11 protein-coding genes are annotated in these 17,905 nt (G+C 56.0%); 4 read left to right on the forward strand and 7 right to left on the reverse strand.

The window, feature by feature from the left end:
• Positions 1–2: 2 nt before the first annotated feature.
• The 5 genes from ACYX4K_RS01490 to ACYX4K_RS01510 form a co-directional block, all read right to left on the reverse strand.
• Positions 3–2,093, reverse strand: coding sequence for a PEGA domain-containing protein (locus ACYX4K_RS01490; RefSeq protein WP_475093859.1), 2,091 nt, complete (start codon positions 2,091–2,093; stop codon positions 3–5).
• A gap of 347 nt (positions 2,094–2,440) precedes the next feature.
• The gene (locus tag ACYX4K_RS01495) at positions 2,441–4,018 is read right to left on the reverse strand and encodes a tetratricopeptide repeat protein (RefSeq protein ID WP_475093858.1); all 1,578 of its coding nucleotides are present in this window, start codon (positions 4,016–4,018) and stop codon (positions 2,441–2,443) included.
• Between the two features lie 108 nt (positions 4,019–4,126).
• Positions 4,127–5,323 (reverse strand): hypothetical protein, encoded by a 1,197-nt coding sequence (locus ACYX4K_RS01500; protein ID WP_475093857.1) that lies wholly within the window; start codon positions 5,321–5,323, stop codon positions 4,127–4,129.
• 50 nt (positions 5,324–5,373) lie between these two features.
• Positions 5,374–6,738, reverse strand: coding sequence for a hypothetical protein (locus ACYX4K_RS01505; RefSeq protein WP_475093856.1), 1,365 nt, complete (start codon positions 6,736–6,738; stop codon positions 5,374–5,376).
• A 194-nt stretch (positions 6,739–6,932) separates the two neighbouring features.
• Positions 6,933–8,228, reverse strand: a complete 1,296-nt coding sequence (locus tag ACYX4K_RS01510; RefSeq protein WP_475093855.1) for a hypothetical protein — start codon at positions 8,226–8,228, stop codon at positions 6,933–6,935.
• Between the two features lie 852 nt (positions 8,229–9,080).
• On the opposite strand from ACYX4K_RS01510, the gene ACYX4K_RS01515 reads away from it, so the two are divergent.
• The 4 genes from ACYX4K_RS01515 to ACYX4K_RS01530 all read left to right on the forward strand — a co-directional run bounded on the left by ACYX4K_RS01515 (position 9,081) and on the right by ACYX4K_RS01530 (position 14,043).
• Positions 9,081–10,145, forward strand: coding sequence for a branched-chain amino acid aminotransferase (locus ACYX4K_RS01515; RefSeq protein ID WP_475093854.1), 1,065 nt, complete (start codon positions 9,081–9,083; stop codon positions 10,143–10,145).
• A gap of 458 nt (positions 10,146–10,603) precedes the next feature.
• A complete protein-coding gene (locus ACYX4K_RS01520) occupies positions 10,604–11,206 on the forward strand; it encodes a Yip1 family protein (protein WP_475093853.1) in 603 nt (200 codons plus the stop codon).
• A gap of 388 nt (positions 11,207–11,594) precedes the next feature.
• Complete coding sequence (locus ACYX4K_RS01525; protein ID WP_475093852.1) at positions 11,595–12,902, forward strand: parallel beta-helix domain-containing protein; 1,308 nt, start codon at positions 11,595–11,597, stop codon at positions 12,900–12,902.
• Complete coding sequence (locus ACYX4K_RS01530) at positions 12,895–14,043, forward strand: SO2930 family diheme c-type cytochrome (RefSeq protein WP_475093851.1); 1,149 nt, start codon at positions 12,895–12,897, stop codon at positions 14,041–14,043. The genes ACYX4K_RS01525 and ACYX4K_RS01530 overlap by 8 nt, the downstream gene beginning before the upstream one ends.
• 43 nt (positions 14,044–14,086) lie before the next feature.
• Here the strand turns inward: ACYX4K_RS01530 and ACYX4K_RS01535 are convergent, their stop codons facing one another.
• Together ACYX4K_RS01535 and ACYX4K_RS01540 are read right to left on the reverse strand one after the other, a co-directional pair.
• Positions 14,087–16,495: an MltF family protein gene (locus ACYX4K_RS01535; RefSeq protein WP_475093850.1), complete on the reverse strand. Its 2,409-nt coding sequence runs from the start codon at positions 16,493–16,495 to the stop codon at positions 14,087–14,089.
• A gap of 285 nt (positions 16,496–16,780) precedes the next feature.
• On the reverse strand, positions 16,781–17,500 hold the full coding sequence (locus tag ACYX4K_RS01540) for a TetR/AcrR family transcriptional regulator (protein WP_475093849.1): 720 nt from the start codon (positions 17,498–17,500) through the stop codon (positions 16,781–16,783).
• Between the last annotated feature and the right edge of the window lie 405 nt (positions 17,501–17,905).

Here is a 17,905-nt window from a genome sequence, read left to right on the forward strand (position 1 = left end):
CCTCAGTTCACCCAGCGGGCGATGCGGAAGCCGATATCATCCCGCGGCTCTGCACCGTAATCCCGATAGGAAAGGCGCAGTTCGGTGAGACCCGCATGTTTCCAGCTGGAACCACGTACCACGTGATAATCCCCTTCCTGCGGCCCAACCGGGTTTTCCTCCCGTTTCAGGGACAAGCCGGTGCCGATGGTGTACAGATCGTGAATCCACTCGGAGACGTTGCCGCCCATGTCGTACAGGCCGAGATGATTGGCAGAGAAGCTGGCGACTGGCGCTGTGGCAGCGTAGCGGTCGTTGTATGTGCGCAGCACCGCGGGAACAATCTGGCCCGCACTGGTATCGGCGTAATTACCGGAGTTTTTGCCCACCGGCAGGGAGTCGCCCCAGGGGAATTTACGCATTGCGCCGCGTTCAAAGCGCGATGCCCAAGCCCATTCCGCTTCGGTGGGCATACGATAGCCGTTCGCACTGCCATCGAACCCGACCACGCGGCCGCGCTCGGTACGGTAGACCTCTTTCAGTCCATCGCGAGCACTAAGCCAGTTGCAGAAAAGAGCTGCGTCGTTCCAGCTGATGTTCACCACGGGCAGGCTATCGTTGTCCAGGCTGACACCGTTGGTATGGCTGGAGCTGTGCATACGCTGGTAGCGGCGGTACTCGCGATTGGTAACCTCTGTACTGCCGATGTAGAAGGGGCGATCGAGTGCAATCTTTCGCAGCACTTCGTTGGCGCGGCGACCCTGTTCGCGGCGGGAAGAGCCCATCGTGAATTCTGCATCTGGGCGCATCAGTAACATCTTGCCGCCGGCGCCATGGGTGATTTCCGCAGGTACGTTGCTCCAGCGGGCCTGCTCACCGGTTAACAGCACTGCGCGTACAGACTGTTTCAGCTTGCTGGAGGGAACAATGGTGGTCTGGTAATCCTCAAAGCCAGCCTTGCGTACCACGATACTGTGGCTACGGGTAGGCAGAGTGAAGGTCTGGCCTGCAGTGCCCGCAAGTTTGCCGTCGATAAATACCTGCGCATCGGCAGGGCTGCTGGTAATGGAGACTTTGCCGAACACCGGTGTGAGTTCCACGTTCATATCCCGCAGGTCACCGGCGCGAACGTCCACTGCGCGCTCCACGGTGCTGTAGCCGTCCAGAAAGAATCGTAGCTGGTGGCGACTGTTGGATGCCAGCTCCAAATCCATCGGTGTCTGGCCGCGGTATTCACCATCCACCGTGATACTGGCGCCAGGGGGATTGCTCACGACGCGCAATGTGCCGTCGGCGGCGGAGAGGTCAACGGTTTGTAATGTTTGATCGACGCCGGCGGTTACCGGGACCGGCACCTGCACGGTTTTGTACTGGGGCAGGGATATATCCACCAGGCGATCGCCCTGTACCAGTTCCGCGGTGAGCGGGGTGGTCCCGAGCACCTTGCCTTCCACGCTGACAGTCGCACCGGCGGGAGTACTGGTGATGTGCACGTTGGCCCATGCCGGGCGCAGGCTGGCTTTGAGTGTCTGGGTATTGTCCAGTCCCTCGATTTCCACTTCCTTGCTGAATGGCAGGTAGCGCTCGGTCAATACGGTAATCCGCTTGCGACCTGCGGGAATGGCGGGCGCGAGTCCGCCGTTGCTTTCAACCTCGGCACCGTTCACAAGAATGCGTACCGGTACATTTGGTTCAGTCACGACCTGCAGGTGCCCGGGCAGGCGCTGAAGATTTACCGCGTGGCGGCTGTTGCGGTCGCTGCTGACCTCCACCTCGCCACTTTGCGGCAGGTAGCCTGTGGCGCTCACGGTGTAGCTGTAGTGGCCGGGCAGTACCAGGTGGCCGTCACCCAGAGGCAGAGCCAGCCCGCTCACAGTAACTTTTGCATCACCGGGTTGGGTTTCGAAGATCAGCGAGCGCGCAACCAGCAGATAAACCAGCATCAGCGCGCCGATCAGCAGGCAGCTGACGACGGCAATCGCCTTGGGGGAGAGCAGCAGTTTCCTACCGCCGGAGGTCACCGGAGCGGGAGTGAAGCCTATTGGCTGAATAACGGATACATCTTCGTTGGCCGGCTCGCTGTCGCGTGCGGGTACCGCTTCCTTGGCTGTCATTAGTGATTCCCTGTTACTGCGCACTTATTGATTTTTCCGTCGCGGCGATCGTCGTTATATCCGCATTCAGGTCGGCGGGGTCATCCTTGGAGGAGAGATACAGAGCCGCGCATTTCAGCTTAGTCTGCTCTCGCCATTGCGGCCTGAGTCGCCGGATGATTGGCGCAGGTTTCCCTGTTTTGGCGATACTGAGGCGACAATTTTGTCCACGGCTCCCTACCGGCGAAAGGCGTAGGAAATTACGTCCAAAGGGTCAATTTCGTAAGGCAGGAGATACCGGCGAATCGGTTGTACAACATGAAAAATCTGTACATTTTGATCCGATCGCCGGGGGAGGGTTTCCGGTTTCAGGAATTATTGGCGCTGTTGATCTTCTCGGCGCACTGAATGGTAACCACCGGGGATTCTGACTGGGGTTCCACAACAAATTCGTGGCGCACATCCCGGTATCCCTGGCGGGTACCTACCGCGGTGTAGCGCCCGGGTTTCAGTGCGATCTGGCGCTGAGAGAAGTTGCCCAGCTTGCCCACGTGGTAGATGGTGACCTGGGTGCTGGCGTCGGACTGCAAAACGACGGTAACCGGAATCAGCGATTGGGTCAGCGCTGTTTCCAGGGCTTCGACCTGTCCGTTTAACCGGGGTGTGTCGGCCTTGAGCGCGCGCGCATCGGACAGCACCTTGCGCGCGTATTGATTGCGCTTGGCCTGGCTCAGTTTGAGCGGGTCGTCCAGTAGCTCCTGGAGTTGATCATCGAGCTTGGCGCGCGCCAGACTACGCGCCTGCCCGGTAACGGCTTCCACCAGACTGCTGTCGGTTTTGAGTAGCTCTGCGTATTGTTTTGCGGCTTTGTGCCACTGCTCAGCGCGTTCGTTTTCCGAGGCGCTGGCAAACAGCCGGTCTATGCGCCCTTGTGCCACACCGTTGGTGGCCTGGCGAAGGCCTGTATCCGGGTCGGCGGCATTGGGTTTGAGTTTCTTGGCGGTGCCAAAGTGAGACTTGGCCTTGTCGAAATCAGCGTTGGCGATGGCCGCGTAACCTGCTGACATTGCTTCGCTGTAGTCTCGCTCAAGAATTGCGGCAGTCACTTCAGTTAGCAGTGCTTTGGCTGGCTCCGTTTCCGTATCCAGCGACAGCGCCTGTTCCAGCTCCGCCTTTGCTTTGTCTAGGTCGTTTTCTGAAAATGCGTCTTTACCGGCGGTAACGTGAGGCCAAACCTCTGGTAATAAATCTGCGCGGGATTTTCCCTTTACTCCGCGAGGGTGGTCTTCAGAAATTGTCAGTACGAGATCAAACGCTTTTTGCGCTGCCTGATGATCGCCCAGGTTTAAAGCCGCATGACCTGCAGCGAGGTACGTCTCGATGCGCTCGGGAATACTGTCGCGCAGGGCCTGCATACCAGACAGAGCTTCGCGGTATTGTTCGAGCGCCTGCATAAATTTGCGCTGCCGATAGATGCCATCGGCACCTTCAGCGAGCGTGCGTGCGGCAAAGTACTCTTCCGCTGCCCAGGTTTCCACCCGTCTTTCCAGTAACTCTTCCTGTAATTGCAAAATGTCCTGCAGTACCTTTTGTACATCCCGGCGCTGCTGCATGATCTCCGCTTCGGTATACGGGGATTCCTCTACGCGGGGTTTGGTATTCTGTGCGCCTGAATCGGTCGTGGCCTTGCTGGCTATTACCGGTGGTGCCGGCGGTTCTACCATTTGAGGAAGCACCCAGAACACGCCGACAAGCGCACTGAGCATTCCGGTGCCGAGAACCAGGGGCATCCATTTAACTGGGGTTTTTCCACTGCGATCGGCGGTAGGCGATACCTGGCTTTTGGTGTGCGCTTCTGTATCGCCGGCACCATTTCCGTTTCCGAAAGTAAATTCGGCAGGCTGAATGAATGATGGATCTCTGGATTCTGAATCGCGGTGTTGCATGGTATTTCCGCTTTGCTCGCTGTTATTGTCTGGAGGCCGATACGCGAAAACATTTCCGGCAGCGGCCTTCCCTCTCTACCTCGGTTACCTCAGTGATCTGGCTTGGCTTCAGATATCCTGCAACCCGCCGGTTTCTGCCTGGTAGATTTCTTTTAGCAGTTCACGCCACTGTTGGTACTGGTTTTCTACTGAGCCAGACAAGGTGACTGTGCGATCTTCCAGCTCCACGATCTGTGGTTCCACCTCAGCTTCGATTGAATCACCCAGTTCCTGCAGTGCCTCTATGTGCATTTTGGCCTCTGAGCGACGGTCGAAACCACTTTTCACCAGATAACCGCCACCGGCTACGGCGACATTGGCGGCTTGACGTGCGGCACCGCCACCAGCCCCCGCGGTTGCGATACCACCGACGATGGCGGCCACACCCATGATGGTGTTATTCCGCGCTTTGCGTTTCATCTCTCGCATCTGCTTCACTTCTTCGTAACTCATGGCTCGCCATTCCTGGTAGGGCGTTTCCATGGTCTTGACGAAGGTGTCGTAGTAACCCTGCAGGGTGTCTACAAACAGATAATCACGCTCCCGAATCTGGCGGACGCGCATCAACATGGGGTCGTTGTCCGCGGGCAGGGACGTCAGTTGATAAAGTCCTTCCTCGTCCTGAACCAGGTAGCGCTCGAATGCACTGGGGGAGAAACTCTGGGCGAACTTTATTTCGGAAATAGTGCGCAGCTCCGCGATGTACTGGTCTGACAGACGCTGGCGGTACATTAACATGTCATTGGAAACACGATTGTAGATACCCTGGAACGCATCGCCTTCTGTGGGGTGTTTTCGGTCGTACGCGTAGTGAGAGGCCTGCTCGGTATACTCTTTGGTAAACCACAGCTGGCCACGGGAGTCGCGCACGGTTACGGAAACGGTTAGCGTTTCTCCGTCGGACTGCACAATGGTGCCGGTCACCGTCACATCGATATTGGTCCGCTCACTGGGAATAACCCGTACCGCACCCCAACCCTGGCTGGATTGCAGTGCATCGGCGAGGGTCACGGCGATGTAGCGGGACTCCGCGCGGCGCAGTTCCGGAAAGACCAGCTCGTCCTCTTCCAGCTCCTCTTCCTGATCAAGGCCCGCATTGAACTGAACAATACCCACATCCAGCAAACGGTTTTCCGCGATGGTTCTGTCTTCGACCGTAAGCGGTGTGTAGGCGGTGGTGCGCACCTCGGTGGTGGTACAGCCGGCAATGATCAAAAGACCTGATGCCAGGCTGGCCAGGGCGCTGCGTGCGTGCGAGAAAAACATATCAGTACTCTCTCCCTAGTGTCCGTATATTCCGTGATGAATATTCATCGTTATTTCTGTGATTTTTTATATTTCCGGTACTCTTCCCAGAGTCTTTCACGCAATTCCGGGTCCGACTCACGTGTGGCGGCCTCGCGAATCTGCCGCGCTACGACATCGTCATCGTCACCGGAGGGCACGTTGGCGGGCACCACTGTCGCACTGCCGCTGTGATCGAACTCGCCCTGGCGTCCTTTGGTGGGCAGCCCGGGACCGGTGGCCTGGCCGCTGGAATTGCTCTGCTCTGGCCCGGGGCCACCTTCACCCTGGCCCCCCGGTGGAGGTGGCGCGGGCAGTTCGGCCTCTGCGGACTGAATCAGGTCTTCGAGAGACTCCCCTGCAGGGACTTCGTCTTCCATGGCTTCCTGCTCTTCGGCGGAAGCCGGGCGGTTGCGGACGTAATCCCGTTCCCGCAGGATCATGCCGTCGTAGCTGGCCATGGTGGATTCAAACTGGCCCTCCAGTTCCGCAACGCGCTCTGCGCTACTCATCGGCGCTTCATTCGGTGCGCTGCTACCGCCTGCGGGGCCCCCGGCACTGGCGGTGGCGCTGGATTGCTGCCCACCACTTTGTCCGCTTTGGCCGCCACTCTGTGCACTGCTTTGCCCGCCATTCTGTGCGGAAGCGGGAGAGCTGCTGGACGCACTGCTCGGTGCGCCAGAGGCACTGGCGCTGGCACTTGCAGAGCTGCTGCTAGATGCGCTCGACGATGAACTGGAGGAAGCGCTGGCGGAAGAGCTCGACGAGGAGCTACTGGAAGAGCTGCTCGCGGTTTCCTGCTCTTCAGAAAAGTCGATTTCATCCGGTGGCTCGCTCTCGCTATTTTTTGAGGACGGATCCGGCGGCATGCGGGATTCGTCCGGGTGCTGGTCTGAGTCGCTATACACCGGTGTGGATGGATTGCGACTCGCCGTCGGGTCGGAATCGCTGCTGCTACGCGAGCGGGAACGCCGCTGCGACTCTTGTCCCTGGTCCGATGCGGTGGTTGCCTGTTCACTGGAGCGGTCGCCGGACTCGATACTCGGGAGCGAGGTATTTGGCTGCGCCTGGCTGCTCGATGTCGACACGCTCGGGCTGCTGCGGCTGCTACTGGGCGAGCTCGGCGAAGGCATACTGCTCGCTGTGGATGGGCTCGACTGTGAAGACTGGCTGCTCGACGAACTGGACGACTGCGATTGGGATTGTGATTGCGAGGAGCTGGATGAGCTCGACTGGGACTGTTGCGGCTGTGCGGGCGGCTGTTGTTGCGTCTGCTGGTTTTTACAGCCGCTCACTACGGCCGCGAGCACTACCACGGAGGCGAGTGCTTTCCAGTTGACACGGTGCAATTCATCGGTGGCCGGATTAAAACGGCGCGCAAACTTCCGTAACGTCATTGGCTATCTCCTGATGCGTTCACGGGCCGCAACGAAATCGTTGTGGCCCGCTGGTTCCCTATCTGTTCGACAGTTTTCCTTTCCGGGGGTTTTGGGATTCAGGCGTTATTCGCTGCCAGTTTTCATCCCGCTGCGCCCCTCAGGTCAACTTACCTCGATACATCAGTCGAACACTGCCTTAATCATAGGTGGCTTTAATCAAATACAAATCGTTGAACGATACCGGTGGTTTCCACCGGTTCGCCGTTCTCAAAGCGCGGGCGGAATTTTGCGCGTTTGAGTACGTTGCGCACTCGCGAGCGGATGCTCACTTTGTCTTCCGGTTGCGCGCTGATAATGCGGATATTACGCGCCTTGCCGAACGCGGTAACGTCGTAGGAAACAGTGACGTAAGAATTTGCCAGCGCTTCCCGGTCTTCGTCGAGCAGTGGCAGGCTGGGCAACGCTGCCGGGTGGCCGAAGATCTCATCGATTTCCTGGTTGGTGGCGCCGTTGTCCCAGAGCGCGCGGTAGGCTTCGCCATAAGTTTCCCGCGCGGAATGCCACTTGTTGAACAGCATGTACCAGTCGCCCAGCTCCACCTTCGCTTTTGCCGAAGCGGCCGGCGGTGATGCCGGGTTTTTCTGGTAAACATCCATGATCTTTGTGATCGCGGTTTTACCCGAACTGAAGCTGTTCATCCGGTAGTGATCCAGTTGCGCGCGTCGTTCGTTGGGCAAATTGCCACCGCCAAAACTGGTATTGATGACTACCGCTTCCTGGGGTTCACCAGAGTAGGTGGCCAGGTAATAGTTGGTGGCTTTCAGGCCACGCAGGGCCTCCACCAGGCGCAGGTCGTTGGCGCCAAAATTTTGCGAAATAATATCCACCGCCAGTGCGTAAAGATTGGTGGCATTGATCAGGTGCTCAAACAGTGTCGCACCTTTTTCATCGATGTAAGCCTGCAGATGCCAGCTGCTCAGCTGATCAATGATGGGCAGCATGCGCGGGTCTTTCTCACCGTAATTTTTTGCATGCAGCCAGAATAGATATTCGTGGTTATCGTTGGCATCTTCCCAGTCGTTGAGCGCAATTTGGCTCTCGATCATACGCTCGATCATCGGTACCTGGTTGAGGGAGTAGAGCCCCTCATTCACACGGTTGATCAACATGGCGCGGCGAAACTGGGAGATTGCCTCTTCGTGTGCACCACGTCGCTGCAATGCATGCCCGAGACCCAGAAGCTGCTCATCAATGCCGGCTCCGTAGGCGCCGTGCTCGGCTTCCATATCCTCGATACGCTGGCGATATTCGTCGATCGCCACGGATGGACGAAGCCGTCGTTTTGGCTTCTCCAGTGGTTTTGAGGCAGCTTCTATATACGCCGCCGGTGGAGCCTTGGCATTGTCGAGGGCGGATATCTCTTCCGCCGCAACAGAGCCACACAGCAGAGCTGAGGCTGTAAACATCAAGCCGATAGCAATTGCGTTGCTGGTTTCTGTCTGTGTCACGATTGAACCACTTCCATTTCATGTTTTGCGTGACCTGCCAAATTTCGTGATTCACGAATTTCGACAAGCTCGATGTCCGCGCGGCTACTTGTATTTGCTGCAGTTACACGGGTAGCTGCGGCTGCGTAGTTAGCGCGGGACCTCTCTCCCTGAAGTGTGGTTCGTTCAATTTCCTGCCGGTTGCCCGGTGTGTTGTCGATATCGACACTGGACTCTGGTGTCGCCGGAAAGTCTCTGGCCTCGAAATTGGCACTTGCTTCCCTTGCAATAGGCGTTCGCCGTCCATGTATTTTGAGTATAGCCAACGATATTTCGCGCTTTGCCTCCTCGCGTAGGGAGGCGCGCCACTGACTATCGGGGTACATCTGTTCAGTGCAGCTAAGCGCGGATTCCGGTTGAGATTGACGCGCTTTTACTTGAGGTGGTAGGGGCTTGCTCCCGGCTACCTGTGGGTCGTGGTTTGTGATGACTCTGCCCGCTGGGTTGTTCGTAATCGTGGTTTGCACTTTGGTTCCAACAGTCTGGCAGCCCGTGAAGCGGTGGGGGGGAACTCTCAATTATCCCGGTGCCAAAAAATGGCCCGAGAGACGGGATTCTGACGGCTCTGTACACCTCTGCTGCCGTCGGCGGACTAGCTTGTCGAAGTGGACTATCGGTAGGAGTCCGCGGTGAACTCCTGCATTCGGCCGTGTGCCTTGGGTAGTGCAGGGAACGGTTCATCCTAATAAAATGGCGTTTGATCTTTGTCTTTTGCTTGAATTTGTCACCTGTTGTTCTGTGGGTTTGGAAAAACGTTTCATTCCAGCCATAATTCGCTGGATTGACCGCATCAGATATCAGTGGGAGAGCTCTGTGACGATAAAAATACAACCGGAAGCCATCGCCAGCCTGCGCGGATTCGAGGTTCCCGAACGGCTGGGATTTGGCACCGTCATGGCTCCGGTCATGTTTCGTGCCCGCTATCAGGACGGTCGCTGGAGCGACGGAGAGCTGATGCCATACGGCCCGCTGGCGATGGATCCCGCGGCCAAAGTGCTGCACTACGCGCAATCCTGTTTTGAAGGCATGAAGGCCTACCGCTGCGGCAGTGGTGTGGGCCTGTTCCGCCCGGAGCGAAACGCTCAGCGCATGGAGCATTCCGCCCGCCGCCTGTGTATGCCCCCGGTACCGGAATCCCTGTTTCTGGATGCGGTGCGGACCGTGGTGGCGCACTGCGCCAACCTGATTCCTGGCAGCAGTGGTGAGTCCCTGTATATCCGCCCGTTTCTTATGGGTACCCAGCCAGACCTCGCGGTAACGGCGAGCAAGGCCTATGAGTTTTATGTAATTGCCAGCCCTTCCGAGGCCTATCACGCGGGCAATATGCGCCTGTGGGTAGAGCGCGAGGACAGCCGCGCCGCGGTCGGGGGGACCGGCGATGCGAAAGTCGGCGGAAATTATGCTGCGTCGCTGCTCAGTATTGCGCAGCTCAAGGAGCGCGGGTACGACCAGTCTCTGTGGTTGAATCCCGGAAACCGCCGCACTGTGGATGAACTGTCTGGCATGAACTTCTTTGCGGTTATGGATGGGGCCCTGCATACCCCGGCTCTGAATGGCTCGATTCTCGAGGGCATTACACGAGACTCCATGCTCGCCCTGGCGCGGGATCAGGGCATTGAAGTGCATGAGCGGGAAATCGATATCGATGATTTGCTGGCCCTGGTGGCTTCAGGCACCTGTAGCGAAGCGTTTGCCTGCGGTACTGCGGCCATCGTTAGCCCGATCAGCGAGCTCGGTGACGGCGCGCAGCGTTACCGCCTCGCGAAAGCTCCTGGTCCGGTGGCCGAGAAATTGCGCGCAGCGTTACTTGATATACAGGAGGGCCGTGCGGAAGACCGGTTTGGTTGGATGCATATGGTGCAAGTTGCGAATACCTGACGGTTTTACACTCTTTTCCGGATTTTTGTTGGCGCAATTTTTTGCGGCTGCGCCTGGATAAGTGCCGAGAAAGCGCCGAAAAAGAGAGTTGGCCAATTTTCGAGTGCTTCCGTAGCACTCCTGTGAATGCGGTTGTTTCCTGGGGAAACGACCGCATTTTTATTTCCGCCAATTGATCCACCCACGTTGACTTGCATGACGAAGGTGTTACAAATCTAGGGTGTCCCACACTTTCGGGCACAGGCAATCCATCGAGAGCCTCCCCAACCGGGAAGGCGCTAGATGAGACACATAAGAAACTGGAACTTTTGGGAAAAGCCTTTGGCGGTATCCCTCACTTTGACAAGTCGTATCCAGATCAAATTGAGACAGAAGAGTCGATTTACGGCTGTGGCTCATTAAAAGGTTTTCCCCGCGGTTACAAGCCGTGTGGTTCCTCGCGAGTGAGGAGAACGGGAATGCTGAATCATCTCTACGGCCTGATGGTACAACCGCGCAGGCAGTGGCAGGAAATTGCCGGTTTGTCGGAAAAGGGCGTAAACCGTCAGATCCCCTACGTTATCATCCTGGCGCTGGTGCCGGCGCTGTGTTGGTATTTCGGCACTACAGAGATCGGTTGGAATATCGGTCGGGGAGGCCAGGTCCGCACGCTGACCAACAACAGTGCGCTCTCTCTGGTAGCGGTGTTCTATGTCACCATGATTCTCGCGGTGGTCGCGGTGGGTTACTTTATTCACTGGATGGCAAAAACCTACGGTGCGAAAACCCATCCGATGAAAGGCATCGTGATTGCCGGGTTTACCGCAACCCCCATCTTTATTGCCGGAGCTGCCGGACTTTACCCCATCTTATGGCTGGATATCCTGCTCGCGACTGTTGCAGTCGCCTACGCGGTATACCTGCTGTATGTGGGAATTCCCATAGTGATGAATGTTTCTGAGGAGCGAGGCTTTCTGTTTGCCAGTGCCGTGGTCACGGTGTGCCTGGTAATGGCTGTGGTGGTCATGGTGGGCACGGTCCTGTTCTGGAGCTTTGTCGCCGGGCCGGTTTTCCAGCACTAGACCTCACCGCTCGCTCTTGTTGTATGGTATCCCGAGCCCGCCGTGGCGCGGGATACTACTGTCCGCTTAATCTCCTGCCTCACCTGCAGCCTCGTTGTGAGGTTCGAGCCCCGCTTGCACTCTTCTTCTCTGGTCTATTTGACTCCTCGGTCGGCCCGTATCTGGTTAAATTGAGTAAAAGTTCCATCTGATGAATTGATCAGGCTCCGACGAGGGGATAGTATCCGACCACTGGCAGTCACGTATTTTGCCCGCCCTAATTGGTACATGCGTACCAGTTAAGAATGGGCGGGCAACTCTGGTCACGACCTGGGGCCTTTCGGACCGGAAGCGCTGCCGCGAAAGTGTGGATATCACCTCAAATACCAATAAGAAATTTGGAGACAAAATGAAGACATCGGCTAAATTGGGCGCGCTCCTGCTGGCAGCACTGGCCACAGCCTGTTCTCAGAAAGAAGAAGCCACTACCGCAAACAGCGCCGGTAGTGCTGAAACCGCGGAGTTCCAGAAGCAGTTACTCAAGCAGCTGATCCAGGCGCAACCGGGCGATGTCATTGAAATTCCGGAAGGCCGTTTCCAGCTCAACCGCAGTCTGTCCCTCAACGTCGATGGCGTAACCATCCGCGGTGCGGGAATGGATAAGACCATTCTCTCCTTCAAGGACCAGATTCAGGGGGCTGAAGGTTTGTTGGTAAATGCCAGCGACTTCACCATCGAAGATCTGGCCATTGAAGACACGATTGGTGACGCACTCAAAGTCAACGAAGGTAAAAACATCGTCATTCGCGATATCCGCGTTGAGTGGACTAATGGCCCGGCGACCGAGAACGGCGCCTACGGTATCTACCCGGTACAGACCGAAAACACCCTGGTGGAAGGTACTGTTGCCATCGGCGCATCCGATGCCGGTATCTATGTGGGGCAGTCGCGCAACGTCATCGTGCGCAACAACCGCGCCGAGTTTAATGTTGCCGGTATCGAAATCGAAAATACCATCGGCGCCGACGTATACGACAACGTTGCCACCAATAACACCGGCGGTATTCTGGTTTTCAATATGCCGAACCTGCCGCAGCCGGGTCACAGCACTCGCGTGTACAACAACAAGGTGTTTAAAAACAATTACGAGAACTTTGGTCACGAAGGCACCCCGGTAGCTGCAGTACCTGCAGGTTCTGGTGTGGTGATCAACTCCAACGATTTTGTCGAAATTTTCAATAACGAAATTTCCGATAACGACACCGCCAATGTCATCGTGAGCAGCTATTTCGCCGCGGGTTACTACAGTGACAAGTCCACCCAGGAGAACTTCGACCCCTACCCGGAAGGTATTTACATTTACGACAACACCTTCACTGGTGGTGGCGAGTCCCCAGACGACCTGGAACTCAAGGCACTGAAGATTGCCAAATTCGGCCTTACCGGTAGCCTGCCAGACGTACTGTGGGATGGTGCGGTCGACAAGGAAAAAATGGTTGATGGCAAGCTGCCGGAAAACCTGAAGTTGTGTATTCAGAACGAAGGTGTGGGCATCATCAATGTCGACCTTCAAGGTGGTTACAAGAACATCACTACCGATATCACGGAGCACAGCTGCAACCTGAAAAAGCTGCCGCAAGTGGTTCTCGATTTCGACAGCAAACAGGAAAAACCTCAGGAAGAGCAACACGCAATCAATGAGGTAACCGATGCGTAAGCTTGCTTCAGCCAGATGGTTCGGGGGCGCGGTACTGGCCCTGCTGCTCGCCGGGTGCGAAGCACCCCGTGAGCAGGTGACGGTACACGAGCGTAGTGCTGTCCCGGACAATCTGAGTCAATGGCACGTGGTCGAAGCCATTGACGGAAAACTGTCACTGAATGATCGGGTGGTACCGTTTGACTTGAATACCGCACTGTTCACCGACTATGCGCACAAGTTGCGCACAGTCTGGATGCCGGATGGTGCCAGTGCGGCTTACGGTGAGTCTGATTTTGAATACCCGGAGGGTACTATCATCAGCAAAACCTTCTATTACCCCCTGGGGAAAGAGGGCGCTGTGGTGCGTACCGATGATTACAGTGGAGACTTTGCCGGCTCAGGTCTCGACCTGTCCAAGGTGAAGTTGATCGAGACCCGGTTGCTGGTGAAGCGTGCCGACGGTTGGCAGGCACTGCCCTACGTGTGGAATGACGCACAGACGGACGCAGTGCTGGAAATCGCCGGAGATGCCAAGCGCCTGCAGCTGGTCAGTGCCGATGGCAGTACAGAGGCTTTCACCTATGTAGTGCCGGACTCGAATCAGTGTGCCGGCTGTCATGCGGATAACCACGCTAAGAAAGCGGTGCGCCCGATTGGTCCCCGCGCACGCCACCTGAACAAGGATTACGACTATCGCGATAGCGGTGTTCAGGATGGTACGCAAAATCAGCTGTTGTTCTGGCAGCAGGTGGGCTACCTGACCGGTGTACCGGACCTCGCGGAAGTCCCGCGCAATGTCGCCTATGAGGATGCCACCGCGTCCCTGGAAGAGCGTGCCCGTTCCTACCTGGATATCAACTGTGGCCATTGCCACAACCCCAGTGGGCCGGCGGACACTTCCGGACTGATGTTGTATGGCGCCGAACAGGATCGACGCAAGCTGGGTGTGTGCAAACCGCCCGTTGCAGCGGGCACCGGCTCTGGCGACCGGTTGTTTGCGATTGTGCCCGGAAGTCCGGATGAATCCATCCTCAACTTCCGCGTAGAGTCCACTGATCCCGGGGCTATGATGCCCGAGCTTGGGCGCAGCCTGTCCCATGATGAAGGCGCTGAGCTGTTAAAAGAATGGATTGCCTCATTGCCGGGTAACTGTTCCTGAAAACGCCGGCAGGCGGACGTCAACGACTTCCGCCTGCCGTGCTCTAATGGGAAGCGTTGACCAGCGGTGCGCCCAGGGGGCCACTTTGAGGTCTCGTTTTTGCCAGTTCTTCTGTGGTCAGGTATTGCGGATAGAGAAAGTCCAGAAGACGACCTGTCTCATTGTTTTTGCGCTCATAATCTTCAATTAACGCAACATAGGTACGGAAGCGCTCCTGAATCTTGCGCACATAATCGTACGGTTCCTGCCCGCGCGCGTAACCGTAGCGCGCTTTCTCGTAATATTTTTTATCTGAGAGAAGCAGCATTGCGTTCTCGACATTGTTGAACCAAACATTCCGGTTCCAGCCTTTTTCTTCAGCGAGATCCTGCGCGTCGTACACGTGGCCGAGCCCGGCATTGTAGGAAGCGAGAGTAAACCACATCATGTTTTCCGGGCTGATCCCCTTGTCTTCAAATTTACGGTGCAGCCACTCCAGATATTTAAGTCCTGCCCGTACGCTGCTCTCCGGGTCAAACAGGTTTTTTTCCCCGACCTGTTTCCCCGTGTCCGGCATAACCTGCATCAGCCCTCGCGCACCTACCCAGGACTTGGCCTTGGGGTTGAATGTGCTCTCCTGGAACATCTGCGCTACGACGAGTCTCCAGTCAAAGTTATACTCGTCGGCATATTTTTTTACGTACTCGTCATAGGGAGAGATGGTCCCGTTTGCATTGAGTTCATCAATCTCCGGACGGGTGCGCTTCGGAGAGTCGAAGTACTTTGTGTACAGAATACGCATTTTCTTCTGCGTACTTTTTTTGGCAAAAAACTTGTTAATTGCCTTGAGGAGTTCCGGGTTGTTTTCACGGACCATCCAACCATAAACATTGTCCTCGATTCCAAGGTCGAGCAGTACGTCGACATTGGTGCGCCAGGCGTGCTCGAGTTTTACCGACAGGCGATCTGCGATCGTGAGGTCGTACTCGCCATCGGCAACCCGGTCGATAATCTCCTGGATGTTCAGTTCTTCCGGTGCCAGTTCAATCTTGACTCCCGGTACCTTCTTCTTGAGCTGCTTGGCAACATCATAGTGATTGCTCGACTTGCGCACGTGAATTGTGCGCCCGTCGAGTGCCTCCAGTGATTCAATGGTGTCGCTGTCTTCGCCCACCAGTACTACGCGTTCATTCATGTAGGGAGTGGAGAAATCCATGCCGCTATTATCGCGTTTCTCTGTAGCCGAGAGCAGCGCGGCCGCGATGTCGGCCTTGCCATCCCGCAGCATGGTGAGCAGGTCCGCGTGCGTCGGTGCAACGATAATTTCCAGGCGCAACTTGAGCTTTTTCGCGAACGCCTGGGCCAATTCGAATTCGTAGCCCATGATTCGGCCCTTCCACATATAGTAGGTGCCGGGGTGGTTGCGTGTCAGTATGCGGATATAACCCCGCTCCCGAATTTCCTCCAGGTCACCGATGGATCGATTCACGGTTCGTGTGAGCTTGCTGTGGCGGATGAAATCATCCATGGCTTGCAACAATTCCGGGGAGTTTTTGCGAATGGCCCAACCCACCTCGTACTCGTCCGGGAAGGTGTGGTTCTCAACAATGTTGTCCTTGAACTGGGAAACCTGGTTGAAAATATGGTTTTCCGCAATGGTGAGATCGATATGGCTCTCCGCAACATCGATCACTAGCTCCACATAATTTCGCTGTGAGACTTTCAGTTTCAGGCCGGGGTGTTTTTTGATGAATTCTCGAGCGGCGGTTTCAAAAACCGTGCCCTTGGTTACTACCAGTGTTTTCCCCGAAAGGTCGGTGGATTCCGAGACTGGTTTTACATTGTCACGCGAAATCAGAACTAGCTGCGTACTCGCCGTGGGTATCGAGAAGTCGACCTTCTCTTTGCGTTCCTTGTTGATCACCATGTAATTGGCGATTATGTCGCCTTTACCTTCATTCAGAAGTGGAATCAGCTGGTCAAAGTTGTTGGCGTAAAGCACTACCGGTTCCAGGCCGAGGCGGGTAGCAAAGCGTTTCGCTTCGCTCAGTTCCAGATCCTGAATGGTCGCTTCCCGGTGCAATGAGTCACTATTGGAGATATCAACGAGGATGCGCAGCTTTCCCTGTTTTAACAGGCCGGGAAGGTCACCGGTCTCGGTGTAATTGTCGTAGGCGTGGATCGGATATTCGCCGCTGGTTTCCTGTGGCCATTCGGCCTCTCGACGCAGTTCCTCCCGGGAGGCGGGGTGCATATGAGGATCGTCATCGCCCGATTCAGGCGTCGCGCCATCGGCGGCGGAGTTGTTGTCTTCGGCGTCTTCCTGGTCATCTGTCTCCAGGTCAGCCGCGCCAGAAACGGGAGGTGGCGAGGTCTCCGGGGTGGTCCCTTCGTCCTCGCGCTGACAGGCGAAGACCGCGAGAAGGACGATGAAAAGACAGAAAAACTTACGCCCAAGCACAAACAATCCCATGGTACTTCTGCAGATACATCCGGTGTAGTTCTTAAAATTCTAGCTTGCGCAGGACGTGTGTGTAGCTCGATTCCCTTTGATGAAGTGAATCGGTGAGGTGAATAGGTGAGGTAAATCGGTGAGGAGGCAGGAAAGTCTACCAAACTGTACTGCAGCAAAGGCGCGCGCGACAATCGCATTTTCTGCTGTTGTGGAGAGGAGGGTGCCGAGAAGCGGAGTAGTGATGTAGACGCCCCGACGAGTTGCTTGTCGGGGCAGTACAATTGATTGAGTGAGCGGGTCGATCTATGCGCTGTGAGTTTCGAGGTTAATAGCCAGCGCAGGTGCGTCAGACTCAGGAATAACGCCTTTTACCATCATCGTCACGGTGCGCTCGAGCAGTGGAGAGTCCACCGAAATGGCGCCACTGAGAATCTGAAATTCCAGGTTCAGGATAGTGCCGTGCACGATCTGCGCCGCGGCCAGCGGATCAGCCAGTTGTAAAAGCTCAAAGAAATCAACAATCAGGTTCTCGGTCGATTGGTTGGCCATGCGCACGGCGCGAGTCAGCTGCGGGTTTCTCAGTGCTTCATTTTTGAATGCCAGCTCAATAATCCGGTTGTTGCGGCTATTGGCCTGAGAGCGAATGTGATTTAGCACAAAGCGGGTCAGCTGCTGAAGGAGCTGTCGGCGGCCCGTGGGCGAGTGCATCTGCTCCGGGGTAAGCTGGCGCACGGCGGAAAAGCTTGCTTCCTGGAGGTTGCGGGTATGATCGATATTTTGTTCTACAAAATAAGTGAATGCATCGCTGATGAGGTCATCGAGCTGTTTGAAGTAGTAAGTAGTGGCAGCCAGTGGAACGGCAGCCTCTTTGGCAACAGCGCGGTGACGGATACCGCGGATGCCATCTTTTACAATCAGGCGAAGTGTGGCTTCTAAAATCGCTTTGCGACGTTGACGGCTGTCGGCACGTAGCGCGCGACGACCTTGATAGACCAGTTCAGACTTTCCATTGTCTAAAGTCATGGTTGCGAGAGTTCCTTTGCGATATGGGGCAGACAGCTATCGGGTATCGGGCAGTACTTGATCCAGATGAAAATAGCGCGGTTTGTTGGCTGTAGGCGGCGTTGCCTGTTCACGTTGTTTCCGCTCCCGTGCTGTCTTGACCTTATCGTTATGCGATCAGTCTAACGAAAGTCACAGGGTCATTGCCATGAATAGATTTGACCGGCAAGACAGTTTGGGACGGCCGCGCTATTTTATCGATATGAGTCAGGTTAGCCACCGTGGAAGTGAGGTTTGTGAAGCAATTCCCATTACGTTTTATTACAGATGGGGTTAATTGAAGAATATTTCGGGAAATGGGTGAATTCACAGTCGGAATATCTGGAATTGGTATGTGTGCTGTATGTAAATTGGCTTGAACCGTTT

This window comes from Microbulbifer sp. ABF4_107, assembly GCF_056312215.1.

Excerpts from the sequence above, each read along its gene's own strand:
- ACYX4K_RS01505 (WP_475093856.1), bottom strand. The coding sequence starts at position 6,738 with ATGACGTTACGGAAGTTTGCGCGCCGTTTTAATCCGGCCACCGATGAA.
- ACYX4K_RS01495 (WP_475093858.1), bottom strand. The coding sequence starts at position 4,018 with ATGCAACACCGCGATTCAGAATCCAGAGATCCATCATTCATTCAGCCT.
- ACYX4K_RS01530 (WP_475093851.1), top strand. The coding sequence starts at position 12,895 with ATGCGTAAGCTTGCTTCAGCCAGATGGTTCGGGGGCGCGGTACTGGCC.
- ACYX4K_RS01520 (WP_475093853.1), top strand. The coding sequence starts at position 10,604 with ATGCTGAATCATCTCTACGGCCTGATGGTACAACCGCGCAGGCAGTGG.
- ACYX4K_RS01500 (WP_475093857.1), bottom strand. The coding sequence starts at position 5,323 with ATGTTTTTCTCGCACGCACGCAGCGCCCTGGCCAGCCTGGCATCAGGT.
- ACYX4K_RS01525 (WP_475093852.1), top strand. The coding sequence starts at position 11,595 with ATGAAGACATCGGCTAAATTGGGCGCGCTCCTGCTGGCAGCACTGGCC.
- ACYX4K_RS01490 (WP_475093859.1), bottom strand. The coding sequence starts at position 2,093 with ATGACAGCCAAGGAAGCGGTACCCGCACGCGACAGCGAGCCGGCCAAC.
- ACYX4K_RS01540 (WP_475093849.1), bottom strand. The coding sequence starts at position 17,500 with ATGACTTTAGACAATGGAAAGTCTGAACTGGTCTATCAAGGTCGTCGC.
- ACYX4K_RS01535 (WP_475093850.1), bottom strand. The coding sequence starts at position 16,495 with ATGGGATTGTTTGTGCTTGGGCGTAAGTTTTTCTGTCTTTTCATCGTC.